Origin of the sequence: Pseudomonas sp. NY15374, from assembly GCF_048068255.1 — a bacterium.
GTDB classification, from domain to species: Bacteria; Pseudomonadota; Gammaproteobacteria; order Pseudomonadales; family Pseudomonadaceae; genus Aquipseudomonas; species Aquipseudomonas machongensis.
Genome location: NZ_JBLUPZ010000003.1, coordinates 80,272 through 106,835 on the forward strand (window position 1 = coordinate 80,272; position 26,564 = coordinate 106,835).

Sequence of the window (26,564 nt, forward strand, 5' to 3'; positions counted from 1 at the left end):
GCCTATCAAAAGTGTTTCTCATCCGGGGCAACAATGAACCGGGCGGATCGCTTCAGCCCTCCGGAATACGGCGATAGACTAGGCGTACCGGCGCTTCGCGGCCATTTCGATTTTTCAGCTTTTTCGATAAGTATTTCTTATGGATTTTCGCCAACTGCGTTATTTCGTCGCGGTCTATGAAGAAGGCCATGTGGGGCGGGCTGCTGAGCGTCTGTCACTGTCGCAACCGGCACTGTCGCAACAGATCCGCCAGCTTGAGCACAGCCTTGACCTGAACCTGTTCGAGCGCAGCAACAAACGCCTGCTGCCGACACTCGCCGCGCACACCCTCTACAACCACGCATTGCCCCTGCTCGACGGGCTGCAGCGCGCCCAGGAAGCCATGCAGGGGTTCAAGGGCCAGTCCTTGCGCACCTTGGCCATCGGTGTGCTGCAGACCGTACGCCCGAGCCTGGTGCCGCGGCTGCTGGAGAAACTGCGCAAGGCCCAGCCACACCTGGTCGTACAGATCTACGAACTGTCGGGGCTGGAAATCGAGCGGCGGCTACTCAACGGCAGCCTGGATATCGGCATCAGCTACCTGCCGCCACGTCAGCCTGGGCTGCACGGGCTGTTGTTGTACGAAGATGAACTGCAGCTTGTCATCCCCAATACGCATCCACTGAAAGACTTCAAGAAGGTCTCGATCAGACAAGCCGCCGAACTGCCGCTGCTGATGCTGGGGGAGGAATTTCAGATCCGACAGATCTGGAAGGCACAACTGGCCAACCTCGGGCGCAGGCCGCAGGTGCAGGCAGAGATGAACAACATGGGGGGGATTCTCGACAGCCTGGCCAATACCGCCCTGGCGACCATCCTTCCGGGGCGGGCCAAGGAAGCGGCCGAAGACGATCAGGCACTGCTGTGGAAACCCCTGAGCGAGCCGCGGGTGCCGCTGAAGGTGGGCCTGGTGTTTCGCGATGCCCAGCGCCAGCAGGCATCGGTGGAGTTGCTGCGCACCCTGCTTGAGGAGGAGAGCGATGCCCGCCAGGCTGGCGTGCAGACACTGGATGGGCGCGGCGCATAAAAACGCCAGACAAAGAAAACCCCGCCGAGGCGGGGTTCTCCAGACTGTTTCCCTGACATCCTTATCGTCCCACCATCCTAGCGGGAAATCCTACGTGTCCCTGTTCTGTCCTTTGCGCTTCCTGCGCTCCGTCCATGTAAGAAAGATTAACCGTGGATCCAATCTTAGGAAAGAGGAGAAAAGTCACCACGTAATGTAGGAAAAAGCTTACAAGGCCGAGGTTTTCAGAACGTCCCGTTTGCACTCGAAAACCCCGACTCCTCGATCAGAATTGCGCGGCGTCCAGCAGGTACAATGACTCGCTGCCCGCCTTTACCGAAGCCACCAACGAATCCAGCCTTGGCAGCAGGCGGGCGAAGTAGAAGCGCGCCGTCCCTAGCTTCGCACCATAGAAGGCCTCGTCGCCCTCGCCTACCTGCGCAGCACGGGCCATCAATGCCCACATGTAGCCATAGGCCACGTAGCCGAACGCATGCAGGTACTCGACCGAGGCGGCACCAATTTCGTTGGGGTTGCCTTTCGCCTGCTCCAGCACCCACTCGGTCAAGCCGTCGAGCTGATCCAGCGCAGCACCCAGCGGCCGCGTGAACTCGTCGTCGGCAGCGCCGAGGAACTGACGGATCTCGTCAGCGAACAGACGGTAGTACGCGCCGCCGCTGGCCACCACCTTGCGCCCCATCAGGTCCAGGGCCTGGATGCCGTTGGTGCCCTCGTAGATCTGCGTGATGCGCACATCGCGCACCAACTGCTCCTGGCCCCATTCGCGAATGTAGCCGTGTCCACCGAACACTTGCTGGCCATGTACGGTGCACTCCAGGCCGAGGTCGGTGAGGAAGGCCTTGGCCACCGGCGTCAGCAAGGCCACCAGTTCCTCGCTGCGTTTGCGCGTAGCGGCGTCTTCGCTGAACTTGGCGCTGTCCAGTTGCATGGCGACATAGGTGGAAAACGCCCGACCGCCTTCGATCAGCGCTTTCATGGTGAGCAGCATGCGGCGCACGTCGGGGTGGACGATGATCGGGTCGGCGACCTTGTCCTTGGCTTGCGGGCCCGTCGGTGCGCGGCTCTGCAAGCGGTCGCGGGCGTATTCGACGGCATTCTGGTAAGAGCGCTCGGCCGACGCCAGGCCTTGGATACCGACACCCAGGCGCTCGTAGTTCATCATGGTGAACATCGCCGCCAGGCCTTTGTTCGGCTCACCGACGATATAGCCGATTGCCTCGTCGAAGTTCATCACGCAGGTGGCCGAAGCCTGGATGCCCATCTTGTGTTCGATCGAGCCACAGGTGGCCGGGTTGCGCGCACCCAGGCTGCCATCGTCGTTGACCAGGTACTTGGGCACCAGGAACAGCGAGATGCCTTTCGGACCAGCCGGCGCGTCCGGCAGCTTGGCCAGCACGAGGTGGATGATGTTTTCGGTCAGGTCGTGCTCGCCACCGGTGATGAAGATCTTGGTGCCGCTGACCTTGTAGCTGCCGTCGGCCTGCGGCTCGGCCTTGGTGCGGATGATGCCCAGGTCGGTGCCGGCATGGGGTTCGGTCAGGCACATGGAGCCGGCCCAGACGCCGGCGTACATGTTCGGCAGATACTTTTCCTTCAACGCTTGGCTGGCGTGGGCGTTGATCGACAGGCAGGCACCTGCGGTGAGCATGGGATACAGCCCGAACGACAGGCTAGAGGCGTTGACCATTTCCTCGACCTGGGCCGAGATGGCCTTGGGCATGCCCATGCCACCAAACAGCGGATCCCCGCCGACACCGACCCAGCCGCCTTCGGCGTAGGTCTGGTAAGCCTCGATGAACCCGGCCGGGGTGCGGACCGCGCCATTGTCCCAGTGGCAGCCTTCTTCATCAGCGGCGCGGCTCAGGGGCGCAATGCTCTTGCTGGTGACCTTGCCTGCCTCTTCCAGCACGGCCAGGGCAGTTTCGGCGTCGACAACCTCAGCCAGCCCCGGCAACTGGGACCAGAGATCGGCAACCTTGAAGACTTCATTGAGTACGAAGCGCATATCGCGCAGGGGCGCTTTATAGTCGGCCATGACAACCTCTCGCTAGCAGAGTCGGGGGCGGCCGCCATGGGCCGCACACTGGGTTGGAAGCAGTGTAACCGAACAACTTTTACGAGACATAGGGTCATCACGCGACCATATAGTCAACTATAGTCACGCCATGCGAACTGCCCCGCGCCGTGCAGTTTGCCCCTGCTGCATGACGCAGTTACGACCCGCAGCCTTGGCGCTGTAGAGCGCCTGGTCAGCGGATTTGAGCACTTCTTCCGGGTTGCGGTGCTCCGGTAGGCGCTCGGCGACGCCGATACTGATGGTCACCGACACCGTGTTGCCCGCCGAACCTGCACGGCGCTGACGCCCGGTGGAATCATCCTGTGGGCGGCTGTTCTGGTCGCGTAGCTGGATGGCGTAGTTGGCGATCATCTCGCGCACCGCTTCCAGGTGCGGCAGGCATTCTTCGGCGGTCTGCCCGGCGAATACCAGGGCGAATTCCTCACCACCATAGCGATAGGCGCGCCCGCCCCCGGTCACCTTCGACAGGCGGCTGGCGACCAGGCGCAACACTTGGTCGCCGACATCGTGGCCATGGGTGTCATTGAATTTCTTGAAGTGATCCACGTCGGTCATGGCGATCACATAACTGCGGCCCAGGCGCTGCATGCGTTCGTTCAGTGCGCGGCGGCCAGGAAGGCCGGTCAGTTCGTCGCGAAACGCCATCTGGTAGGCCTCGTGGGAAACCGCTGCGGCGATCATCAGCATCACCTGGCTGCACATGATGTTCAGGGTGAAGGGCAGGATGAACGTCTGCGGCAGCATCCAGAAGATCCCCACCAGGCCGGTGACCTGCGCGGCGTGCAACGGCCGGGGCTCGCGCAGGTACTGCACCACCAGCAGGATGAATACGCCCAGGAACAACGGGTAGGCCAACTGGATCAGGCTCATCCACTGCCCATGCAGCGACGGCCAGCGGATCTCTGCCAGCCACGTCAGCAACGTCTGTGGATAACTCTGCTCCAGTGCCAGGGTCACGCTGCCAACCGCGAACAGCACGGCGAAGCGGGCAAGCATGTCCTGGGCCAGGTGGGTGCGTTCCTGCCAGGCGCCGAACAGGCCGAACAGTGCTGGCAGCAGCAGGCACACGAGGTGGAACACCACTGCAGCGTCTTCGCGGACCTTGCCATGATCGCGGTAGTAATCGGTCTGGGTATCGAGCAAGAAGTAGGCGATGTACACCGTGACCATCAGGAACAGTTCACGCTGGCGGCGGTACACCGCGCAGTAGGCACCGCCGAGCAGCAGCACCAGGGTAGGTAATACGTTGAACAGGGACGTGAAGAACACGCTCAGGTCCCTGACATACGCCGCCGCAAGCCCCGACACCAGCAGCAGGATCGAAGGCAGAAAGTGGCTGGCGCGAACAGCGGATAGACGAAACAAGGGTAATCTCCGACCCGGCAGATCAATAATAGCATTGTGCCCTTACTTCATCGGCAGCGCACATGAATAGATGAATACAACGAAGGGTTTAACGGCACGCGGGGGGCGAGTCTTGAGGTTTTCTCGTTACCGGATGCAACGAGAGCAGGCAAAAAAAAACGCCTGCCGATAATGGCAGGCGTTTTTCCGTACAGCGTCGGGCGTCAGATCGACAGACCGAAGTCTTCTTCTTTCATCGCCATCAGGTTGTTGGCACCCGACAGGATGGCCGCCACGTGCGTGCGAGTACGCGGCAGGATGCGCTGGAAGTAGAAGCGCGCGGTCTGCAGCTTGGCAGTGTAGAACGCCTCTTCAGCGGTGCCGGCCGCCAGCTTCTCGGCAGCCAGGCGGGCGATGTCGGCCCAGAAGTAGGCCAGGCACGCGTAGCCGGAGTACATCAGGTAGTCCACGGACGCTGCACCGACTTCCTCACGGTCTTTCATGGCGGCCATGCCGATCTTCATGGTCAGCTCGCCCCACTCCTTGTTCAGCGCAGCCAGCGGCTCGACGAATTCCTTGGTGGCTTCGTTGCCTTCCTGACCTTGGCAGAACTTGTGGACGATCTTGGTGAAGCCCTTGAGCGCCTCGCCCTGGGTCATCAGCACCTTGCGGCCCAACAGGTCGAGAGCCTGGATGCCGGTGGTGCCTTCGTACAGCATCGAGATGCGGCTGTCGCGCACGTTCTGCTCCATGCCCCACTCGGCAATGAAACCGTGGCCACCGTAGATCTGCACGCCATGGTTTGCGGCCTCGAAACCGACTTCGGTCATGAATGCCTTGGCGATCGGGGTCAGGAAGGCCAGCAGTGCATCGGCCTTCTTGCGCTCTTCCTCGTCCTGGCTGTACTTGACGATGTCCACCTGCTTGGCGGTGAAGTAGACCATTGCGCGGTTGCCTTCGGCAAAGGCTTTCATGGTCAGCAGCATGCGGCGCACGTCCGGGTGGACGATGATCGGGTCAGCGGCCTTGTCCGGTGCTTTCGGGCCGGTCAGGGAGCGCATCTGCAGACGATCGCGGGCATATTTCAGGCCACCCTGGAAGGCCACTTCGGCGTGAGCCAGGCCTTGCAGTGCTGTCCCCAGGCGCGCGGTGTTCATGAAGGTGAACATGCAGTTCAGGCCCTTGTTGGCCGGGCCGATCAGGTAGCCGGTGGCCGCGTCGAAGTTCATCACGCAGGTGGCGTTACCGTGGATGCCCATCTTGTGCTCGAGGGAGCCGCAGCTCACGCCGTTGCGCTCGCCTACACCGCCTTCGGCGTTCGGCAGGAACTTGGGCACGATGAACAGCGAGATGCCCTTGGTGCCGGCCGGGGCATCGGGCAGGCGCGCCAGCACGATGTGGACGATGTTATCGGCCATGTCGTGCTCACCGGCCGAGATGAAGATCTTGGTGCCGGATACCTTGTAGCTGCCGTCGGCCTGCGGCTCGGCCTTGGTGCGCAGCATGCCCAGGTCGGTGCCGCAGTGCGGCTCGGTCAGGCACATGGTGCCGGTCCATTCGCCGGACACCAGCTTGGTCAGGTAGGTTTCCTGTTGCTCGGGGGTCCCGTGCTCGGAGATGGTGTTCATCGCGCCGTGGGACAGGCCTGGGTACATGCCCCAGGACCAGTTCGACTCGCCGACCATCTCGCTCAGGGTCAGGCCCAGCGACTCTGGCAGGCCTTGGCCGCCGTGCTCTACGTCATGGGCCAGGCTCGGCCAGCCGCCTTCGACGAACTGCTTGTAGGCTTCCTTGAAGCCGGTCGGGGTCTTCACGCCCGACTCGCTCCAGGTGCAGCCTTCCAGGTCGCCGACACGGTTCAGCGGGGCCAGCACCTGCTCACAGAACTTGGCACCTTCCTCGAGGATCGCATCGACCATGTCCGGTGTAGCATCCTGGCAACCCGGCAGGCTCTGATAGTGCGCTTCATAGCCGAGCAGCTCGTCACGGACGAAGCGAATATCACGCAAGGGGGCTTTGTATTCAGGCATGGCGATGAACCTCTGGGCTGAGTTCGTTGGGGAGACCGCGGGTACCGACCAGCTCTTGGTGGCTTTCGGTCAAACAGTTGTTTGAAACTTACGTTTAGCTCAGGGCAATGTCAAGAAGGGACGATAGTGCCAATTCGGTCGCGAACGATGGCGTTTCTGCCAGCGGTTGATTCATCGGCCCAATGCGCCTGTGGGAGCGGGTTTACCCGCGAACAAACCAGGCACACTTGCGTGGCTTGGTTGATTCGCGGGTAAACCCGCTCCCACAGGTACTTGGCCGACGGTTATGCAGTCAGGCGTAGGTATCGATGAACCGACCGAGCATTTCGTCGGAGGCCTTGGCGACTTTCACGCCCAGTTCGACTTCGTGCTTGCCCAGGGCGAGCTGCACGGTACTGGTGGCCAAGTCTTGCTGTTGGCTGCGGTCTACACCCCGCAGGCGCTCGGCCTGATAGCTGGTGGACTGGCTGGCGCCTGCGCGCTCGACGCCATTGCTGGCGATCTGGCTGGCGGCCTGGTCTACGCGGTTCTGCCCGTTCTGGATGGCGCCGAGGCCTGCGTAGAAAGCAGAGCTGCCGGTGATTTCCATATCAGGACTCCACAAGACTGGGTGAGGGAAGAGGGCTCAATTAAAACAGCCCGCAAGGAAAATTACCCGTTTAAATCCTTAATAGCCCAGTGCCAGCTAATAGAATCAGGGCATTTTTCGTAACCGGATGTTCACCAAGCGGTCAGTCAAGCAAGTCCAGGTCCAGATAACCGGCAACCGCCTCGGCTCCGGCAGACTTCAGCCACGGCACCCGCCCCAGGCATGGTGCCGGCAGGCGCTCGGCGAGGCTTGCCAGGTTTTCTTCAAGCCGCGCAGTGCGTGGATCGACGATATTGGCCACCCAGCCCGCCAGTTGCAGCCCATCGCGGGCGATGGCCTCGGCACTGAGCAGCGCATGGTTGATGCAACCCAGGCGCACCCCCACCACCAGGATCACCGGAAGCTTCAAGGCAACCGCCAGGTCGGACAGGTTGGCATGATCGGACAACGGCACCCGCCAGCCACCCGCCCCCTCGATCAGGGTGAAGTCGGCGCCGTGCGCCAGTATTTGCTGCATGGCGTCACGCAGTGTCGGCACGCTCAGTGCCACGCCGGCTTCGCGCGCGGCCACATGCGGGGCGATGGCCGGTTCGAAGGCGAAGGGATTGACCTGCTCATAGGGCAGCTTGATCGAGCTTTCGTCGATCAGCGCCAGCGCATCACTGTTGCGCAGCCCCTTGGAGCTGACCGTGCATCCGGACGCCACAGGCTTGGCAGCCAGCGTGCTGCGCCCAAGGTTATGTGCTGCACGCAACAGCCCGGTGGCGATGGTGGTCTTGCCGACATCGGTGTCGGTACCGGCGATGAAATAGGCCTGGCTCATGTCACTCCTCTTCGCCTTTGCGCAACACCCCATAGACCACCTGATAGGTGGCAGGCAGACCTTGGTCGTCACGGAACTGCTCATAGGCCTGCAGCAGCCCCTGCATGCGTGCACGCCCGGTCAGGCCCGACGGGCGCCCGGGATTCAGGTTATGCGCACCCAGCGCCTTGAGTTCGTGGGTCAGGCTGCGCACATCCGGGTAGTGCAGTACGTGGGGCAGGCGCTCCAGCCCGAGCAGGGTCAGGCCACTGTCGGCGCACAGGCGCTGGTAATCCTCGAAGTGCCGGAAACGATTGACATGCACCAGCCCATCCACTGCCTGCCAGCTGGCACGCAACTCCTCCAGCGTGCCGACACACAGGCTGCTGAACGCCAGCACTCCGCCCGGTCGCAACACGCGCCGGGCTTCGGCCAGCACGCTGGAGAACTGGTCGCACCACTGCACTGCCAGGCTGGAGAACACCAGGTCGAAGGCACCATCGCGCAGCGGCAGGCGCTCGGCATCACCAGCCACATGATGATGAGCCCCACCCTGCTCGCGGGCATGGCTCAACATGCCTTCGGCGATATCCACTGCCACGCCATGGGCAGCCTCGAAGCGCGCAGCCAGGGCGCGACTGAAATGGCCTGTGCCGCTGCCCAGGTCGAGCCAGCGGGTCGGCGCCATCGACGCCGGCAAGCGCGCGAGCAAAGCGTCACCCACCGCGCGCTGCAGGGCTGCGACGCTGTCATAGCTGGCCGCCGCGCGAGAGAACGAGGCCGCCACCTGGCGCTTGTCCGGCAGGGCGCCGGGCAGGATCGGGCGGGAAAGATCAGTCATCACCACTCTCATGCAAGAAACTCTTGATACCCGCCGCCAGCTCCTGTGGGTACTCCAGCAGGAACGCGTGGGAACTGTCTTCGACCAGGCCGACTTCAACATCCGGCAGCAGCTCGCTGAGCGCCTTGGCCGCATCCACCGGCACCAGAGCATCGCTGCCGGCGAACAGGTGCAACTGTGGGCCGCCGTACTGCTCGAGCGCCTGGCGGGTATCCAGCTTGGCCAACACTTGCAGGCCGGTGGCCAGGTACAAGGGATCGGTGTCCGGCACACCCACGCCGAGCTGGCGCAGCAAGGTGCGGGGTTGCTGCGCCCCCTCGCTGCACAGCGTGCGAAATCGCTTGAGGGTGACCTGCGTGTGGCTGCGACAACCATCGAGGAAAGTGCCGAAAGTGTCTTCGGCCATGCCGTGGGGCCAGTCGTGGCGAGCCACGAAACTCGGATTGCTGGCCAGCGTCAGCAGGCCACAGCAATGGTCGCCACGCTTGTGCGCCAAGGCGCTGGCAAGCATGCCGCCCAACGACCAGCCACCCAGCCAGACATCCGTCGGCAGCTTGCGGTCGAGGTGATCGACCCAGGCCTGGATGTCAGCATCAGGCAGCTCCGGCAACGCTGCCAGGTCGACCTGCAGGCGTGGATCCTGCGCCCGCAGGCTGGCAGCCAGGGGTTCCAGTGAAGCGGTGCCCAGCCCCCAGCCGGGCAAGAGGATCAGTCGGTTACGCATCGGCGGACTCCAGCTGTGCATGACACTCGGCCAATGCATTCAACAATAGCTGGACCTGCGCCTCGCTGTGCGCGGCGCTCAAGGTTACGCGCAGGCGCGCACTGCCGACAGGTACGGTTGGCGGGCGGATCGCGGTAACCAGCAGACCGCGCTCGCGCAGCATCTTCGACAGCGTCAACGCCCGCGCCGCATCGCCGACCAGGATCGGCTGGATCGCGGTCGGGCTGTCCATCAACGCCAGGCCGATCTGTTGCGCGCCCTGGCGGAACTGGCGGATCAACGCGCCAAGGTGCTCGCGCCGCCAGCGTTCATCACGCAGCAGTTGCAGGCTTTTCAGCGTTGCACAGGCCAGTGCCGGCGGCTGACTGGTGGTGTAGATATAAGGACGGGCGAACTGCACCAGCGCCTCGATCAGGTCATCACTGCCCGCGACGAAGGCGCCGGCAGTACCGCAGGCCTTGCCGAGCGTGCCGATCAGCACCGGCACCTGATCGATGCCCAACCCGAAGTGCTCGACGATACCGCCACCATTGGCGCCCAGCGTGCCGAAACCATGGGCATCGTCGACCATCAGCCAGGCGCCATGTGGACGCGCCACCGTCGCCAGGGCGGGCAGGTCGGCAAGATCACCGTCCATGCTGAACACACCATCGGTGACCACCAGCGTGTCACCGACCGCTTTATCCAGGCGACTCGCCAGGCTCGCCGGATCGTTGTGCAGGTAGCGGCTGAAGCGGGCGCCGCTGAGCAGCCCACCGTCGAGCAACGAGGCATGGTTGAGACGATCCTGCAACACCGTATCGCCCTGCCCCACCAGCGCGGTGATGGCGCCGAGGTTGGCCATGTAGCCGGTGGTGAACAGCAGCGCACGCGGGCGTCCGGTCAACTCGGCGATGGCCTCTTCGACCTCGTGGTGCGCAGTACTGTGGCCGACCACCAGGTGCGAGGCACCGCCACCGACACCCCAGCGCTCGGCACCGGCACGCCAGGCGGCGATCACTTCCGGGTGATTGGCCAACCCGAGATAGTCGTTGCTGCAGAACGCCAGCAGACGCTGCCCGTCGACCACCACCTCCGGGCCTTGCGGGCTCTGCAACAGGGGTCGGCGCCGATACAGGTCCGCAGCGCGCCGTTCGGCCAGGCGCGCCGCCAGATCGAAGGCCATGATCAGGCCGAAGCGGCGTCGTAGAACATCTCGCTGCTGCGCTGCTCGACCAGCGCCTGCTCGATGGCCGCCTGGTGCACTTCGTCGGCGTGCTCCTCACGCTCTTCGGGCTTGATGCCCAGACGCGCGAACAGCTGCATGTCCTTGTCCGCCTGCGGGTTGGCGGTGGTCAGCAGTTTCTCGCCGTAGAAGATCGAGTTGGCGCCAGCCATGAAGGCCAGGGCCTGCATCTGCTCGTTCATCTGTTCTCGACCAGCAGACAGGCGCACGTGCGACTTGGGCATGAGGATCCGCGCGACCGCGAGCATGCGGATGAAATCGAACGGATCGACGTCTTCTGCGTTGGCCAGCGGCGTACCGGCAACCTTCACCAGCATGTTGATCGGCACCGACTCCGGGTGCTCGGGCAGGTTGGCGAGCTGAATCAGCAGGCCTGCGCGGTCGTCCAGCGACTCGCCCATGCCGAGAATGCCGCCGGAGCAGATCTTCATCCCGGCATCGCGTACGTAGGCAAGGGTCTGCAGGCGCTCGCTGTAGGTGCGGGTGGTGATGATGCTGGTGTAGAAGTCCGGCGAGGTATCGAGGTTGTGGTTGTAGTAGTCCAGACCCGCCTGGGCGAGTGCCTGGGTCTGGTCCTGATCGAGCTTGCCGAGGGTCATGCAGGTTTCCAGGCCCATGGCCTTGACCCCTTTGACCATCTCCAGCACGTAGGGCATGTCCTTGGCGGAGGGGTGCTTCCAGGCGGCGCCCATGCAGAAGCGAGTCGAGCCGATGGCCTTGGCCCGGGCAGCCTCTTCCAGCACCTTCTGCACTTCCATCAACTTCTGTTTTTCCAGCCCGGTGTTGTAGTGGCCGGACTGCGGACAATATTTGCAGTCTTCGGGGCAGGCACCGGTCTTGATCGACAGCAGCGTCGAGACCTGCACGCGGTTCGGGTCGAAGTGCGCGCGATGCACGGTCTGCGCCTGGAACAACAGGTCGTTGAACGGCTGCTCGAACAGCGCCCTGACCTCGGCCAGGGACCAGTCGTGACGTGTTGTTGCATTTGTGCTGGCGCTCATCGGCGTTTCCTTATCTAGGCTCTGACAGGCGCCGGGACAGGAAAGCCCGCAGCGCTTCACGGATAGCTCGCATAGTCAGGGAAGGCCCATGCACTGTCAACCAAACATAAAAACACTGGTTTACAACTGGCTAAATATTAAACAGATCTGTTTGCTTTGCGATGAGCCTGCGCAACAGGCATATCCCTTGTGTCCGGCCTGCGAGCATGAGTTGCCGTGGCTCGACGAACAGTGCACGCGCTGTGCGCTGCCCTTGGCGATGCGGGCGTTGACCTGTGGCCAGTGCAGCCGCAGGCCACCGCCGTTCGAACGGGTCATTGCGCCATGGCATTACGGGTATCCGCTGGACGCTGCGATCAGCCGCTTCAAGCACCGCAGCCAGTGGCCGCTGGGGCGGCTGCTGGCAGATCTGCTGGCTCAGGCCCTGCAGCATCGCTATGACGAGGGCCTGACAAAACCCGACCAGCTGTTGCCCGTGCCACTGGCTGCACGTCGACTGCGCCAACGCGGCTTCAACCAGGCCGCCATGCTCGCACGCTGGCTGTCGAGCCAGTTGCACATCCCCTGCGACGAGCGCGTGCTGCTGCGCCCACGGGACACCGCGGCGCAGCAGACTCTCGACGCCAAGGCGCGCTGGCGCAACTTGCGCCAGGCCTTCACCGTCGCACCGCACGCCACGCTCGACGGGCGCCATGTGGCCCTGGTCGACGACGTGCTGACCACCGGTGCCACTGCCCGAGCGCTGGCGAGCCTGCTGCGCAAGGCCGGGGCGCGCCGGGTCGATGTGTATTGCCTGGCACGCACGCCCAGGCCTGGGCAGGGTTGACTAGACTCGGTCTCGAAGGCACTTTCGCCGCATCACACCGCCGGTAACCTGCCCAATGTCCCTGCCCGCCCTGCTTGCCCAGCACATCTTCCGTCGCCCGCAGCGCATCGCCCTGCTGCAGCACATCGCTGAACAAGGCTCGATCACCCGCGCCGCCAAGGCGGCCGGGATCAGTTACAAGAGCGCCTGGGATGCCATCGACGAGCTCAACAACCTCGCAGCGCAGCCGTTGGTCGAGCGCAGTGCCGGCGGACGTGGTGGTGGCGGTGCCAAGCTGTCGACGGAGGGCGCGCGAGTATTGCGCCTGTATCAGCGCATCCAGGCGTTGCAGAGCGAAATCCTCGAATCCACCGAAGAACACAGCGACCTCGACCTGCTCGGCCGCCTGATGCTGCGCACCAGCGCTCGCAATCAGTTGCGCGGGCAGATCAGCGGGCTGCGCCGCGAGGGGCGTTACGACAGGGTCAGCCTGGCACTGGGCAGCGGGCTGGAAATCGATGCGCTGATCACACCGGACAGTACCGAACGGCTGGAGCTGGCCCTGGGAAGCACGGTGGTGGCCCTGCTCAAGGCCGGATGGGTGAAAGTGCTGGCTGACGGTGATCAGCCGGACGCCGAGAGCAATTGCCTGCACGCCCAGGTAGAAGAAGTACTGGCCAATGAAGGCGGCAGCAGTGAAATGCGGCTGGCGCTGGAGAACGGACAGACGCTGTGCGCCTTTGCCGAACCGCAATGGCTGCAGCAGCAGGCAGTCGCGGCAGGCAGCAAGGTGCGAGCGCAGTTTCATCCTTCGTTCGTGCTGCTGGGGGTGCCGGTGTAGCGCAATGCGTTAGAGCGGGCTCGCACCGCGATCACCCGAAGCGGCTACCTGGCAGGCGACGTGATGGGCCTGGAGCATTGTAGTGGCCGGTTTACGGCTGCTTCGCGCCCGATCGCGGGACGAGCCCGCTCCCACAGGAATGCTGGGAGCTTTGGCACCTGAAGCCGCCATGGAATGCGTTACCATGCCGCGCATGCATTCCCCTGCCGGAGCTCCCATGTCCCACCCCTTCGATACCCTCACCCCCGACCTGGTCCTGGACGCCGTCGAAAGCCTGGACTTTCTCAGCGATGCCCGGGTGCTGGCGCTCAACAGTTATGAGAACCGCGTCTATCAGGTGGGCATCGAAGGTGAACAACCGCTGATCGCCAAGTTCTACCGCCCCGGGCGCTGGAGCGATGCAGCCATCCTCGAGGAACACAGCTTCAGCTTCGAACTGGCCGAGCACGAGGTGCCGGTTGTCGCCCCGCTTCAGCATGAAGGTCGCAGCCTGTTCGAGCACCAGGGCTTTCGCTTCACCTTGTTCCCCCGCCGCGGCGGCCATGCGCCCGAACCTGGCAACCTCGATCAGTTGTATCGCCTGGGGCAATTGCTCGGACGCCTGCATGCCGTCGGCGCCACGCGCCCCTTCGAGCATCGCGAAACACTGGCTGTGGACAACTTTGGCCATGCCTCGCTCAAGACCGTGCTCGACGGCGATTTCGTCCCGCGCGAGTTGCTGCCGGCGTTCGAATCCGTGGCCCGCGACCTGCTCAAGCGGGTCGAGGATATCTACCAACGCACGCCCTTCGAGGCGATCCGCCTGCATGGCGACTGTCACGCTGGCAACCTGATGCACCGCGACGACGTCTACCACGTCGTCGATCTCGACGACTGCCGCATGGGGCCGGCAGTGCAGGACCTGTGGATGATGCTGGCCGGCAGCCGCGAAGAGCGCCTGACGCAGTTGGCCGAACTGATCGACGGATACAACGAGTTCCACGATTTCGACCCGCGCCAACTGGCGCTGATCGAGCCGCTGCGCGCCCTGCGCCAGTTGCATCACAGCGCCTGGCTGGCAAGGCGCTGGGACGACCCCGCGTTCCCGCGCAGCTTCCCCTGGTTCGGCCAGCCGCGCTACTGGGGCGACCAGATCCTGGCCCTGCGCGAGCAGATGGCGGCGCTGGATGAAGCACCACTCAAATTGTTCTAGTTGCAAGGCGCCAGCTGTCTACAATAGGCGCCGCGATATCAGCTGCCAAAGCAAGGAATCTGCATGCACGCCGCAAACCCGCAGCGCGGGTACATCCTCGGCCTCAGCGCCTACATCATCTGGGGGCTGTTCCCCCTCTACTTCAAAGCCATCCAGAGCGTCCCGGCGGTGGAGATCATCGTCCACCGGGTACTGTGGTCGGCACTGTTCGGTTCGCTCCTGCTGCTGGTATGGAAACACCCAGGCTGGTGGCGCGAGCTGCGCGACAACCCGCGGCGCCTGGCGATCCTTGCCCTGAGCGGCGCACTGATCGCAGGCAACTGGCTGACCTACGTGTGGGCCGTGAACAACGGGCGCATGCTTGAGGCCAGCCTGGGCTACTACATCAACCCACTGGTCAACGTGCTGCTGGGCATGCTTCTGCTGGGCGAACGCCTGCGCCGCCTGCAATGGCTAGCGGTCGGGTTGGCCGCAGCGGGGGTGGCGCAACAGGTGTGGCAGGTCGGTGGCCTGCCCTGGGTGTCGCTGGGGCTGGCGCTGTCGTTCGGTTTCTATGGCCTGATCCGCAAGCAGGCGCCGGTAGCAGCGCTGCCGGGGTTGGTGGTGGAGACCTGGATGCTGGTGCCGTTGGCACTGGGCTGGCTGCTGCTGCACCCGCAAGCCAACAGCGCCAACCTCGCGTTCTTCAGCAGCAGCGAAGCGTTGTGGTTGATGGCTGCGGGGCCGGTCACGCTGGTGCCGCTGGTGTGCTTCAACGCCGCCGCGCGCCACCTGCCCTACACCACCCTGGGCTTCCTGCAATACCTGGCGCCGACCCTGGTGCTGTTGCAGGCGGTGCTGCTGTTCGACGAGCACCTGTCCTCGAGTACCCTGATCGCCTTCATGTTCATCTGGGCTGGCCTGGCGATCTACAGCGTCGATGCCTGGCTGAGCCTGCGCAAACGCGCCTGATCAAAAAACAGTCAAACTTCTACAGGCCACGTATCACGTGGCCTGCAGCAAGGTCTCCAGAGGTTATCCACACCCTGATCCCCGCGCTTTGTGCACAAGCCCCTGAAATATGGACATTTTTTGCACAATCCGCTGCAGCCCGCGATCTATCGGGGCTGGCCTGGAGTACCCTCAGGTTATCCACAGGGGCTTCCCCGTTAAATCGGGATAACCCGCTATTCCTCCGGCCTGAGCTTCAACTCCACCATAAGGTCATCGGCGAGGCTTTCGAGCTTCTGCTGCAGGTCATCCAGCGACAAGGTCAGCGGCAATGCCAGCAAGGCATCGGCGTGGAACAGTGGCTCGCTGCTCATCGGTGCCGGACGTACTTCGGTGCTCAAGCGCTCGAGGTTGACGCCCTGCTCCGCCAGCAACCGGGTGATATCGCGAACGATCCCGGGCCGGTCATTGCCCACCAGCTCCATCGCGATCGGTTTCCAGGTGCAGGACGGTTCGATGCCGCTCTCGGCAATCAGCACGCGGATCCCATGGTCGCCCAGCTTCTGCAGTGACTCGACCAGCTCGTCATAGTTTTCCGCTGGCACCGCCACCCGCAGGATACCGGCGAACTGCCCGGCCATGCGCGACATGCGGCTTTCCAGCCAGTTACCACTGTGATCGGAGATGCACTGGGCGATGCGTTCGACCTGTCCGGCCTTGTCAGGGGCGATCACGGTGAGTACAAGATGATCCACGGGCCACTCCTCTACCTGCTCTTACAAGGGCATCGAATCAGTATAGGCAAGGCGCGGCAACCTGCCGCAGGGCAGACCGAGCAACAAATCGTGTACCGTTTAGAGATTTATCTGGAACAATCCACACGTTTTTTGCGAACATACTGTCTCCCAGCGTGACCCCATGCGACCAACGGGTCGCACAACGACGCTTTTAGTCTGATGTTCACTCGCCTACTGCATCATGTAGTATGCGCCAGCGCGGACTACAAAACGTCGTTTGGATGTCTGCCAAGGCGCCTGTGAAAATACGCGAATCGCCCGCCAGCCTGTCTGGCAGGCCGCACCCAGCCGCGCTCGGGCTGCATGACGAGGGCATGTACTGGCCGCGTGTTTAGAGAAGCGCTACAGGCTTAATACAGAAGAGCGAAATAGCTGAGCAGAGTGAGGCAAGCAATGACTGGATACGTTCAAGTCGGTGGCCTTCAGGTCGCCAAGGTCCTGTACGACTTCGTCAACGACGAAGCCATTGCGGGGACCGGCATCGTCGCCGAGCAGTTCTGGGCCGGTGCAGAGAAGATCATCAACGACCTCGCTCCAAAGAACAAAGCCCTGCTCGCCAAGCGCGACGAGCTGCAAGCCAAGATCGATGCCTGGCACCAGGCACGCCAGGGTCAGGCCCACGACGCCGCGACCTACAAAGCATTCCTCCAGGAAATCGGCTACCTGCTGCCACAAGCCGACGATTTCCAGGCCACCACGCAAAACGTCGACGAAGAAATCGCCCATATGGCCGGCCCGCAGCTGGTGGTGCCGGTGATGAACGCGCGCTTCGCCCTGAACGCCGCCAACGCCCGCTGGGGTTCGCTGTATGACGCACTGTATGGCACCGACGCCATCAGCGAAGAAGGCGGCGCCGAAAAAGGCCAGGGCTACAACAAGGTACGCGGCGACAAAGTCATCGCCTTCGCCCGCGCCTTCCTCGATGAGGCCGCGCCCCTGGCTGCCGGCTCCCACGTCGATTCCACCGGCTATCGCATCGACGCCGGCAAGCTGGTCGTCGCGCTCAAGGGCGGCAGCAACAGCGGCCTGCGCGACGACGCCCAACTGATTGGTTTCCGTGGCGACGCCGCAGCGCCGACGGCCGTGCTGCTCAAGCACAACGGCCTGCACTTCGAGATCCAGGTCGACGCCAGCACCCCGGTCGGCAGCACCGACGCCGCCGGCGTGAAAGACATCCTGATGGAATCGGCACTGACCACCATCATGGACTGCGAAGACTCTGTCGCCGCCGTCGATGCCGACGACAAGGTCGTCGTCTACCGCAACTGGCTGGGCCTGATGAAGGGCGACCTGGCCGAAAGCGTGACCAAGGGTGGCAAGACCTTCACCCGCACCATGAACCCCGACCGCGAGTACGCAGCGCCCAATGGCGGCAGCGTTACCCTGCACGGTCGTTCGTTGCTGTTCGTGCGTAACGTCGGTCACCTGATGACCAACCCGGCGATCCTCGATGCCCAGGGCAACGAAATTCCCGAAGGTATCCAGGACGCCCTGTTCACCAACCTCATCGCGCTGCACAACCTCAACGGCAACACCAGCCGCAAGAACACCCGTAGCGGCAGCGTGTACATCGTCAAGCCGAAGATGCACGGCCCTGAGGAAGTGGCGTTCGCCGCCGAGATCTTCAGCCGCGTCGAGGACCTGCTGGGCATGCCGCGCAACACCGTCAAAGTGGGCATCATGGACGAGGAGCGCCGCACCACGGTCAACCTCAAGGCCTGCATCAAGTCGGCAGCCGAGCGCGTGGTGTTCATCAACACCGGTTTCCTCGACCGCACTGGCGATGAGATCCACACCTCTATGGAAGCCGGCGCCATGGTGCGCAAGGGCGCCATGAAGAGCGAGAAATGGATCGGCGCGTACGAAAACAACAACGTCGACATCGGCCTGGCGACTGGCCTGCAAGGCCGTGCCCAGATCGGCAAGGGCATGTGGGCCATGCCTGACCTGATGGCGGCGATGCTCGAACAGAAGATCGCCCACCCGCTGTCCGGCGCCAACACCGCCTGGGTCCCTTCGCCGACCGCCGCGACCCTGCACGCGCTGCACTACCACAAGGTCGACGTCCAGGCGCGCCAGCGCGAGCTGGCCTCGCGTACCCCGGCCTCGGTGGACGACATCCTGACCATTCCGCTGGCGGCCAACACCCACTGGTCTGCCGACGAGATCCGCAACGAGCTGGACAACAACGCCCAGGGCATCCTCGGCTACGTCGTACGCTGGATCGACCACGGCGTGGGCTGCTCGAAGGTGCCGGACATCAATAACGTCGGCCTGATGGAAGACCGCGCCACCCTGCGCATTTCCGCCCAGTTGCTGGCCAACTGGCTGCGTCATGGCATCGTCACCCAGGAGCAGGTGCTGGAAAGCCTCAAGCGCATGGCGGCGGTGGTCGACAAGCAGAACGCCGGCGACGCCCAGTACCGCCCGATGGCGCCGAACTTCGATGACAACATCGCGTTCCAGGCCGCGGTCGAGCTGGTCGTCGAGGGTGCGAAGCAGCCGAACGGCTATACCGAGCCGGTACTGCATCGCCGCCGTCGCGAGTTCAAGGCGCGTAACGGGCTGTAAGTTAGATCTACGACGGGGGTCGCTTTGCGGCCCAATCGCGGCACAAGGCCGCTCCCACAGGTACAGTGCACGGTTCGAAGCTTGCGCCGTACCTGTGGGAGCGGCCTTGTGCCGCGATTGGGCTGCGAAGCAGCCCTAGTCCTGCATTACTCGATCTTCAATTCTCTTTTCACCAGCCCCAGCAATTTCCCCAGATCCACCGGTTTAAGCAGAAAATCCACCACCCCCAGGTGCATCACGTCCACCGCCTCCTTCACATCGGTGTCACCCGACACCACGATGATCGACAAGGCCGCCCGCTCCGACTCGCGAATCTGCCGAATCAGTTCCAGGCCATCCTTGGGCTCCATGCGCAGATCGGTGATCATCAGCGCGATGCGCGGTTCGTAGTGCAGCTTGAACATCGCCTCCTGCGCACCATCGGCCATCATGCAGTCGATGCCACGGCTTTTCAGGTACAGGCTCAGGGCCTCGCTGTTCACCGGGTTGTCGTCCACCACCAGCACCACCGGCCTGGGCGCCACTGGCGCGCTCACCACGGCCAACGCTTCGCGCTCGGCGTCACTCAGTATTTCGTCATGCTCAGCCATGGCCATCTCGTCAAAAAAATCTCGTGCTAGGTTTAGGACCGCGAAAACCGGCGTAGCCTACCCACCTTTCGTCGGATCCTTGACAGCGACGCTCACCGATAGACTTACGTCCAATGGGCATCCACGGGCAGCCAGCCGACCATGGAGGCCGAAAACAACAAAGCCGATACCTATAGATAGATATATATAGTTCGGCGTAGCGATACGGTCAGCTTCATGAGCAAAAAGGACGCCTACACCCAGGCCGGCAGGACAGCGGTGCTGCAGAACATCCAAGGTACGCTGCAGTTTCTGCAGCGCTTCCCGCCGTTCAATCAGATGGAACAGGGCCACCTCGCCTATCTGGTGGAGCAGTGCCAACTGCGCTTCTATGCCAGCGGCGAAAGCATCATCAAGCCCGCCGACGGGCCCGTGGAACACTTCTACATCGTCAAGCAGGGCCGGGTGGTGGGCGAACGCCAGCATGTCACCGGCCCCGGTGTTGAAACCACCTTCGAGATCGCCAGCGGCGAATGCTTCCCCCTGGCCGCATTGCTTGGCGAACGGGCCACGCGCACCGAACACCTGGCCGGCGAAGACACCTTCTGCCTGCAACTGAACAAGGCGGCGTTCATCCGCGTGTTCTCGTTGTCCGGCGTATTTCGCGACTTCGCCCTGCGCGGCGTCAGCAGCCTGCTCGATCAGGTCAACCAGCAGGTGCGCCAGCGCGCCGTGGAAACCCTGGGCACGCAGTATTCGCTCAATACACCGCTGGGCGAGCTGGCCATGCGTCATCCGGTGGTGTGCACGCCCGACACGCCACTGCGCGACGCGGTACGGTCGATGCACGAACAACAAGTGGGGAGCATTGCCATCGTCAATGAGCAGCGCTTCCCCATCGGTATCTTCACCCTGCGCGACCTCCGTCAGGTGGTCGCCGACGCCAGCGCCGAGCTCAGTGCACCGATCGACCGGCACATGACCGTCGCACCGTTCTACCTCAGCCCCCAGGCCAGCGCCTTCGATGCCGCCATGGCGATGACCGAACGGCATATCGCGCATGTCTGCCTGGTGGATAACGGTCGCCTGTGTGGGGTGGTGTCCGAGCGCGACCTGTTCTCCCTGCAGCGGGTCGACCTGGTGCATCTGGCGCGCACCATCCGTCACGCGCCGCGCCTGGAAGTGCTGGTGGCATTGCGCGGCGAGATCGGCCAACTGGTCGAGCGCATGCTCGCCCATGGTGCTTCCTCGACGCAGATCACCCAGATCATCACCCTGCTCAACGACCATACCGTCTGCCGGGTAATCGAGCTGGCGCTGGCCGAACGCGGCGACCCCGGCGTGGCCTTCAGTTGGCTGTGCTTCGGCAGCGAGGGACGCCGCGAGCAGACCCTGCACACCGACCAGGACAATGGCATTCTCTTCGAGGCACGCGACAGCGCCGAAGCCGACGCCATTCGCGCGCGCCTGCTGCCACTGGCGCAATACATCAACCACAACCTCGCCCAGTGTGGCTTCACCCTGTGCAAGGGCAATGTCATGGCCGGCAACCCCGAGCTATGCCTGTCGCGTGCCGAATGGGCGCGGCGCTTTGCCGGTTTCATCCGCGAAGCCAGCCCGGAAAACCTGCTGGGTTCGAGCATCTACTTCGACCTGCGCGTGGTCTGGGGCGATGAGCAAGGCTGCGAAGTGCTTCGCCAGGGCATCCTCGCCCAGGTTGCCGACAACCGTATCTTCCAGCGCATGATGGCTGACAACGCCCTGCGCCAGCGCCCGCCGGTCGGGCGCCTGCGCGAGTTCGTGCTGACCCGTCAGGGCAACGACAAGGCCGCCACCCTCGACCTCAAGGTCCAGGGCCTGACACCCTTCGTCGATGGCGCCCGCCTGCTCGCCCTGGCCAACGGCATCGGTGCCAACAACACACTGGAACGGTTGCGCCAGCTAGTGGCCAAGGGCGTCATCGATGCCCTCGATGGCGCCGCCTTCGAAGAGGCCTATCACTTCATCCAGCAGACCCGCATGCAACAGCACCAGCGCCAGAGTCGCGATAACCTGGCCTACTCCAATCGCGTCGACCCGGACAGCCTCAACCATCTGGACCGCCGCATCCTGCGTGAATCGCTGCGCCAGGCCCAGCGCCTGCAAAGCAGCCTGGCGCAGCGGTACCAGCTATGAAGCTGTTCGCCTGGCTACGCTCCAGCGCACCGGCGCTCGACGATGAACTGCGCCAGCGCCTGGCCGCGCTGCCAGGCCCGGCAGCGTACGGCGTGCAGCCTCTGCGCGAGCAGCGCTGGGTAGTACTGGACCTCGAAACCAGCGGTCTGAACCTCAACCGTGATCAGGTGCTGTCGATCGGTGCCGTGGCCATCGAGGACGGCGGTATCGACCTGGGCCGCCAGTTCGAACGCACCTTGCACCGTCCCGAACAGAAAACCAACGCCAGCGTGCTGATCCACGGCCTGGGGCCCAGCGCACTGGCGGCAGGCAGCGACCCGGCCGAAGCGCTGGTGGACTTGCTGGAGTTCATCGGCGACAGCCCGGTACTGGCCTTTCACGCGCCGTTCGACCAGGGCATGCTCGGGCGCGCCTTGAAGGAAACCCTCGGCTATCGCCTGCAACATGTCTTCATCGATGTGGCGGAACTGGCACCGATGCTCAACCCCGACACCGTGCTACGTGAGGCAGGCCTGGACGACTGGGTGGCACGCTTCGGCCTTGAGGTACAGGCGCGCCATCATGCCAGTGCCGACGCCCAGGTCACCGCAGAGCTGGCCTTGATCCTGTTCAGCCAGGCACGACGCCAGCAACTGGACAGCCCGCTGCAACTGGAACAGCGGCTGAGGCAGTGGCGGCGGCGCGCCGTGCACAGCCATGGCCTGTAGGCAGGCGCTGGCCTTTTCGCGGATAAACCCGCGCCCACAGGCATTCTGACCAGCGTCAATTGCATCCCCCCGCCCTCCTCTGCCACAATCGCGAATCATTATCGTTATATAACGCATTCTTCCCCGGGGAACGCCCTTGTCCTCTGCGCACAGCCCACATGCCGAGCTGGTCGGCAGCCTGTACCGCGACCACCGCAGCTGGCTGCTGGCCTGGCTGCAGCGCAGCACGGCTTGCCGCCAGCGCGCCGAAGACCTCAGCCAGGACACCTTCGTGCGCCTGCTCGGCCGCGAACAGTTGATCGCGCCTCGCGAACCCCGCGCGTTTCTTGTCGCCGTGGCCAAGGGGCTGCTGTTCGACCATTTCCGCCGCGCCGCCCTGGAGCAGGCCTACCTTGCCGAGCTGGCGTTGCTGCCTGAAGCAGAGCAGCCTTCGCCAGAAACCCAGCACCTTATCCTCGAAGACCTCAAGGCCATCGACCGCCAGCTGGGCAAACTGTCGAGCAAGGCACGCACCGCGTTCCTGTACAACCGTCTGGACGGCATGGGCCATGCCGAGATCGCCGAACGCCTGGGGGTGTCGGTGTCGCGAGTGCGCCAGTACATTGCCCAAGGCATGCGCCAGTGCTACGTGGCGTTGTACGGGGAGCCGACGTGAGCAATAGGCCGGTCTCGGCCAAGGTCCTGGAAGCCGCCATTGCCTGGAAACTTTGCCTGGAGGGCGGCGACGGCACCGCCGATGAGCGCAACGAATTCACGCGCTGGCACGCCGCCAGCGAGGAACATGCGCGCGCCTGGTTCCAGCTTGGCATGCTCGACCAACGTGTGGGCGCGGCTGCAGGCCCCGCCCGCCACGCCCTGCTGCAGTCACGCGCCGGCCTGCGCCAGCGGGTTGGCAAGCTCGGTGGCGGGCTGGCCGGGATGCTCCTGCTCGGTGGCCTGCTGGCCTGGATCGGCGCCCCTTCGCTGGCACCCAGCTACTGGCTGGCTGATCAACGCACCGGGACCGGAGAGCTGCGTACCCTGCGCCTGGAGGACGGCACACTGCTGAGCCTGGCCACCCACACCGCAGTCGATATCGACTACGAGGGCGAACAACGGGTGATCGTGCTGCACCAAGGGGAGATCTCCGTGGAAACCGGCCACGACGACCCTCGCCCGTTGTGGGTGCGCACCGACGATGGACGGCTGCGTCCGCTGGGCACGCGCTTCCTGGTCAAACGCGAAACTGCCGGCACACGCCTTGAAGTGCTGCAGGCTCAGGTAGCTGCGCAACCGAGCAACACGGATAACGAAGAAGTGCTGAACGAGGGCCAGCAAGTCTTGATGCACAGCAACGGCCTCGGCCTGGTCGGCCCGGTCAGCGCCGGTGCCGACGCCTGGACCCGGGGCATGCTGGTGGTCGACAACGTGCGCCTGGCGGATCTGGTGGCCGAACTCGCCCGCTACCGCCGCGGCCACTTGGGCGTGACCGACGAGGTGGCCAACCTGCGTGTCACGGGCAGCTTCCCGCTGACCGATATCGACCTGGCGCTGGCCTCGCTGGTGCCGGCACTGCCGGTGAAGGTCGAGCGGCATACGCCGTGGTGGGTGACCGTCGGGGCGCGGTGAATCAGTAGCGGTCCTATCGCGGGGCGAGCCCGGAACATCCCTGCAATAACCCCAGACAAAAAAATCTCCACCCCCCTGTCACTTTCCAAATCTCGCTCGGCAAGGAAGCAGTTAGCACTTATCCGTCTAGGAGCCACTGCATGTCCCGTGCTGTCGAGTCTTACCTGCGTCCCAGCCTGATGGCCCTGGCCATCGGCCTTGCCACCCCTCTGGTCAGCCCCATGCTGCTGGCTGCCGAGCAGTCCAGCGTGCGGGCCTACGACCTGCCCAGCGCGCCGCTGGCCGGCACCTTGAACCGGATCGCCAGCGAGGCCGGCATCGCCCTGGCCCTGGACCCGAGCCTGGCCAGCGGACGTACCTCGGCACCGGTTCGTGGCACCTTCAATGGCATCGGCGCCCTGCAGGCAGCCCTGCGCGGCACCGGCCTGCAACTGCAGCAGGGCAGTGCAGGCAGCTACAGCCTGGTCGCCGTGCCGGAAGGCAGCCTGGCGCTACCGGAAACCAGCGTGAACGCCTCCAGCGACAGCGAAAGCGCCTGGGGACCGGTCGATGGCTACCTGGCCAAGCGCACCGCTGCCGGCACCAAGACCGACACCGCACTGGTCGAGGCCCCGCGCTCGATCTCGGTTGCCACCCGCCAGCAGATGAGCGACCGCGGCGTGCACAGCCTCGATGACGCGGTGAAGTACATGCCAGGTATCGTTTCCGCCAGCTTCGGCAGCGATACTCGCTACGACTGGATGCGCGTGCGGGGCTTCGAGCCGACCCAGTTCCTTGACGGCCTGCCACTGCCACGCGGCGTCTATGCCAACCCAAAACCGGAAACCTGGAACCTCGACCGCCTGGCCCTGCTGCGCGGCCCGGCGTCATCAATCTATGGCCAGACCCCACCCGGTGGTTTGCTGGACATCGTCAGCCGTCGCCCGCAAGCCGAAGCCGCACATGAGATCGAGGTGCAGTACGGCAGCGACAACCATCGCCAGATCAACTTCGCCAGCACCGGCAAGATCGACGATGAAGGCCGGTTTCTCTACGGCGTCAGCGGTGTGATCCGCGATGGCGGCACGCAGATCGACCATATCGACGACAAGCGCTACAACATCGCTCCGAGCCTGACGTGGAACATCGACGAGGACACCTCGCTGACCTTCCTCAGCCAGTTCACCCGTGACGATACCGGTGCCACCAGCCAGTTCCGGCCGATACAAGGCACCAAGATCGACATGCCGTTTGGCAAGATCTCGCACCACAAGAACCTCGGAGACCCGGACTACGAGTTCTACGATCGCACCTATTACGCGCTGGGCTATGCCTTCGAGCATCGCTTCAACGACGTCTGGCAGTTCCGCCAGAATCTGCGCTACACCAAGTCGGACCTGGCGTTCCAGACCATCACTCCCGGTAGCTACTATCAACCCGGAGGCCCGGTGAAGGACGATGGCACCGTCAGCCGCATGTCCACCAACACCGATGAAGACATCAGCCAGTTCGCGGTGGACAACAACTTCCAGGGCGACTTCGCCACGGGGGACATCACCCATACGCTGCTGATCGGCCTGGATCACCAGCGTATGAACAGCAACTACCTGTCGATCTTTGGCTTCAACGTGCCAGACAGCAACGTCCTCAACCCGGTCTACGGGCTGCCGATCACTCGCCCGGATCGCTCCACGGCGTTCTACGACTACAACCAGAAAACCCGACAGACCGGCCTGTATGTTCAGGACCAGATGGCGCTTGGCAACTGGCACCTGACCTTGGGTGGCCGTGAAGACTGGGTGCACACCGGTACCAAGTTCTTCAACAAGAACGATGCCACCAACACCCAGCGCGACAAGAAATTCAGCGGTAACGCGGCGATCAGCTACGTCTTCGACTCGGGCTTTGTGCCCTACCTTTCCTACGCAGAATCGTTCCAACCCTCCAGTAATGCCAGTGCGTCGCCCACCGACTCGTTCAAACCTACCGAAGGCCAGCAATGGGAGCTGGGCGTCAAGTACCAGCCGCCGGGCTCGAATACCCTGCTGACGGCTGCTGTGTATGACCTCACCCAGAAAAACGTCTCGGTCACCAACAACGTGGGTGGCGTATCGATCACCAGCCAGACCGGCGAAGTGAAGGTACGTGGTCTGGAGCTTGAGGCCGTCTCTGATGTCACCGAGAACCTGAAGGTGATCGCTGCCTACACCCTGGCCAAGTCGGAGGTACAGGATGGCATCTACAAAGGCAACCGCCTGCAACTGATGCCCAACCAGCAAGCCTCGCTGTGGGCCGACTACACCTGGCACAGCGGTGTGCTCGACGGCTTCGGCATCGGCGGCGGTGCGCGCTACACCGGCAACACCTACGGCGACCAGGGCAACACCTACCTCGGCAAGGCCAAGGCCTACACCGTGTTCGACGCTTCGGTGCACTACGACCTGGGCCGCCTGGACAACAGCCTCAAGGGCGCCTCGGTGGCGGTCAATGCCACCAACCTGCTGAACAAGGACTACATTTCGACCTGCGATTCGTACTACTGCTACTACGGCGACCAGCGTAGCGTTGTGGTCAGCGCCAACTACAAGTTCTGAGTGACGCATCGCGGGGCAAGCCCGCTCCTACAGGTACACCACAATCCTGTGGGAGCGGGCTTGCCCCGCGATTGCGTCCTGAAAGACAGCACAAGCT

At 63.6% G+C, this 26,564-nt stretch carries 22 protein-coding genes; 11 read left to right on the forward strand and 11 right to left on the reverse strand.

Going from position 1 to position 26,564, the window contains the following annotated elements:
- Positions 1-139: 139 nt before the first annotated feature.
- Positions 140-1,066 (forward strand): LysR family transcriptional regulator, encoded by a 927-nt coding sequence (locus ACNFHO_RS08310; RefSeq protein WP_054892194.1) that lies wholly within the window; start codon positions 140-142, stop codon positions 1,064-1,066.
- 265 nt (positions 1,067-1,331) lie between these two features.
- Here the strand turns inward: ACNFHO_RS08310 and ACNFHO_RS08315 are convergent, their stop codons facing one another.
- The 9 genes from ACNFHO_RS08315 to bioB all read right to left on the reverse strand — a co-directional run bounded on the left by ACNFHO_RS08315 (position 1,332) and on the right by bioB (position 11,699).
- The gene (locus tag ACNFHO_RS08315) at positions 1,332-3,101 is read right to left on the reverse strand and encodes an acyl-CoA dehydrogenase C-terminal domain-containing protein (protein WP_416765945.1); all 1,770 of its coding nucleotides are present in this window, start codon (positions 3,099-3,101) and stop codon (positions 1,332-1,334) included.
- Between the two features lie 123 nt (positions 3,102-3,224).
- Entirely contained in the window at positions 3,225-4,508 is a 1,284-nt protein-coding gene (locus ACNFHO_RS08320; RefSeq protein WP_063542350.1) for a sensor domain-containing diguanylate cyclase, read from the reverse strand.
- A 203-nt stretch (positions 4,509-4,711) separates the two neighbouring features.
- Positions 4,712-6,517 (reverse strand): phenylacyl-CoA dehydrogenase, encoded by a 1,806-nt coding sequence (locus tag ACNFHO_RS08325; protein WP_054892191.1) that lies wholly within the window; start codon positions 6,515-6,517, stop codon positions 4,712-4,714.
- Between the two features lie 292 nt (positions 6,518-6,809).
- Positions 6,810-7,106, reverse strand: a complete 297-nt coding sequence (locus ACNFHO_RS08330; RefSeq protein ID WP_063542348.1) for a hypothetical protein — start codon at positions 7,104-7,106, stop codon at positions 6,810-6,812.
- A gap of 142 nt (positions 7,107-7,248) precedes the next feature.
- On the reverse strand, positions 7,249-7,929 hold the full coding sequence (gene bioD / locus ACNFHO_RS08335) for a dethiobiotin synthase (protein WP_416765947.1): 681 nt from the start codon (positions 7,927-7,929) through the stop codon (positions 7,249-7,251).
- A gap of 1 nt (position 7,930) precedes the next feature.
- Positions 7,931-8,749, reverse strand: coding sequence for a malonyl-ACP O-methyltransferase BioC (gene bioC, locus ACNFHO_RS08340; protein WP_197889795.1), 819 nt, complete (start codon positions 8,747-8,749; stop codon positions 7,931-7,933).
- Positions 8,742-9,473, reverse strand: coding sequence for an alpha/beta fold hydrolase (locus ACNFHO_RS08345; protein WP_416765948.1), 732 nt, complete (start codon positions 9,471-9,473; stop codon positions 8,742-8,744). The genes bioC and ACNFHO_RS08345 overlap by 8 nt, the downstream gene beginning before the upstream one ends.
- A complete protein-coding gene (gene bioF, locus ACNFHO_RS08350) occupies positions 9,466-10,638 on the reverse strand; it encodes an 8-amino-7-oxononanoate synthase (RefSeq protein WP_063542342.1) in 1,173 nt (390 codons plus the stop codon). The genes ACNFHO_RS08345 and bioF overlap by 8 nt, the downstream gene beginning before the upstream one ends.
- A gap of 2 nt (positions 10,639-10,640) precedes the next feature.
- Positions 10,641-11,699 carry a biotin synthase BioB gene (gene bioB, locus ACNFHO_RS08355; RefSeq protein WP_054892185.1) on the reverse strand — a complete coding sequence of 353 codons (1,059 nt, stop codon included), beginning with the start codon at positions 11,697-11,699 and terminating at the stop codon, positions 10,641-10,643.
- A gap of 88 nt (positions 11,700-11,787) precedes the next feature.
- On the opposite strand from bioB, the gene ACNFHO_RS08360 reads away from it, so the two are divergent.
- From ACNFHO_RS08360 to rarD, 4 genes are all read left to right on the forward strand, one after another.
- A complete protein-coding gene (locus ACNFHO_RS08360; protein WP_063542338.1) occupies positions 11,788-12,525 on the forward strand; it encodes a ComF family protein in 738 nt (245 codons plus the stop codon).
- 55 nt (positions 12,526-12,580) lie between these two features.
- On the forward strand, positions 12,581-13,345 hold the full coding sequence (locus tag ACNFHO_RS08365) for a TOBE domain-containing protein (RefSeq protein ID WP_112897162.1): 765 nt from the start codon (positions 12,581-12,583) through the stop codon (positions 13,343-13,345).
- 217 nt (positions 13,346-13,562) lie between these two features.
- Positions 13,563-14,537 carry a serine/threonine protein kinase gene (locus ACNFHO_RS08370; RefSeq protein WP_416765951.1) on the forward strand — a complete coding sequence of 325 codons (975 nt, stop codon included), beginning with the start codon at positions 13,563-13,565 and terminating at the stop codon, positions 14,535-14,537.
- A 63-nt stretch (positions 14,538-14,600) separates the two neighbouring features.
- Positions 14,601-15,488: an EamA family transporter RarD gene (gene rarD, locus ACNFHO_RS08375; protein WP_054892181.1), complete on the forward strand. Its 888-nt coding sequence runs from the start codon at positions 14,601-14,603 to the stop codon at positions 15,486-15,488.
- A 215-nt stretch (positions 15,489-15,703) separates the two neighbouring features.
- On the opposite strand, the gene ACNFHO_RS08380 is transcribed toward rarD, so the two are convergent.
- Positions 15,704-16,222 carry a glycine cleavage system protein R gene (locus ACNFHO_RS08380; protein ID WP_112897161.1) on the reverse strand — a complete coding sequence of 173 codons (519 nt, stop codon included), beginning with the start codon at positions 16,220-16,222 and terminating at the stop codon, positions 15,704-15,706.
- A gap of 435 nt (positions 16,223-16,657) precedes the next feature.
- On the opposite strand from ACNFHO_RS08380, the gene ACNFHO_RS08385 reads away from it, so the two are divergent.
- Positions 16,658-18,835: a malate synthase G gene (locus ACNFHO_RS08385; protein WP_372821677.1), complete on the forward strand. Its 2,178-nt coding sequence runs from the start codon at positions 16,658-16,660 to the stop codon at positions 18,833-18,835.
- A gap of 146 nt (positions 18,836-18,981) precedes the next feature.
- On the opposite strand, the gene ACNFHO_RS08390 is transcribed toward ACNFHO_RS08385, so the two are convergent.
- Positions 18,982-19,425, reverse strand: a complete 444-nt coding sequence (locus ACNFHO_RS08390) for a response regulator (RefSeq protein ID WP_054892255.1) — start codon at positions 19,423-19,425, stop codon at positions 18,982-18,984.
- A gap of 216 nt (positions 19,426-19,641) precedes the next feature.
- On the opposite strand from ACNFHO_RS08390, the gene ACNFHO_RS08395 reads away from it, so the two are divergent.
- The 5 genes from ACNFHO_RS08395 (at position 19,642) to ACNFHO_RS08415 (ending at position 26,467) form a co-directional block, all read left to right on the forward strand.
- Positions 19,642-21,579 (forward strand): putative nucleotidyltransferase substrate binding domain-containing protein, encoded by a 1,938-nt coding sequence (locus ACNFHO_RS08395; RefSeq protein WP_063542328.1) that lies wholly within the window; start codon positions 19,642-19,644, stop codon positions 21,577-21,579.
- On the forward strand, positions 21,576-22,286 hold the full coding sequence (locus ACNFHO_RS08400; protein WP_112897158.1) for a PolC-type DNA polymerase III: 711 nt from the start codon (positions 21,576-21,578) through the stop codon (positions 22,284-22,286). The genes ACNFHO_RS08395 and ACNFHO_RS08400 overlap by 4 nt, the downstream gene beginning before the upstream one ends.
- A gap of 136 nt (positions 22,287-22,422) precedes the next feature.
- Positions 22,423-22,941, forward strand: coding sequence for an RNA polymerase sigma factor (locus tag ACNFHO_RS08405; RefSeq protein WP_054892176.1), 519 nt, complete (start codon positions 22,423-22,425; stop codon positions 22,939-22,941).
- Positions 22,938-23,894, forward strand: coding sequence for a FecR domain-containing protein (locus tag ACNFHO_RS08410; RefSeq protein WP_416765953.1), 957 nt, complete (start codon positions 22,938-22,940; stop codon positions 23,892-23,894). The genes ACNFHO_RS08405 and ACNFHO_RS08410 overlap by 4 nt, the downstream gene beginning before the upstream one ends.
- Before the next feature lie 140 nt (positions 23,895-24,034).
- On the forward strand, positions 24,035-26,467 hold the full coding sequence (locus ACNFHO_RS08415; protein ID WP_416765955.1) for a TonB-dependent siderophore receptor: 2,433 nt from the start codon (positions 24,035-24,037) through the stop codon (positions 26,465-26,467).
- Positions 26,468-26,564: the final 97 nt, after the last annotated feature.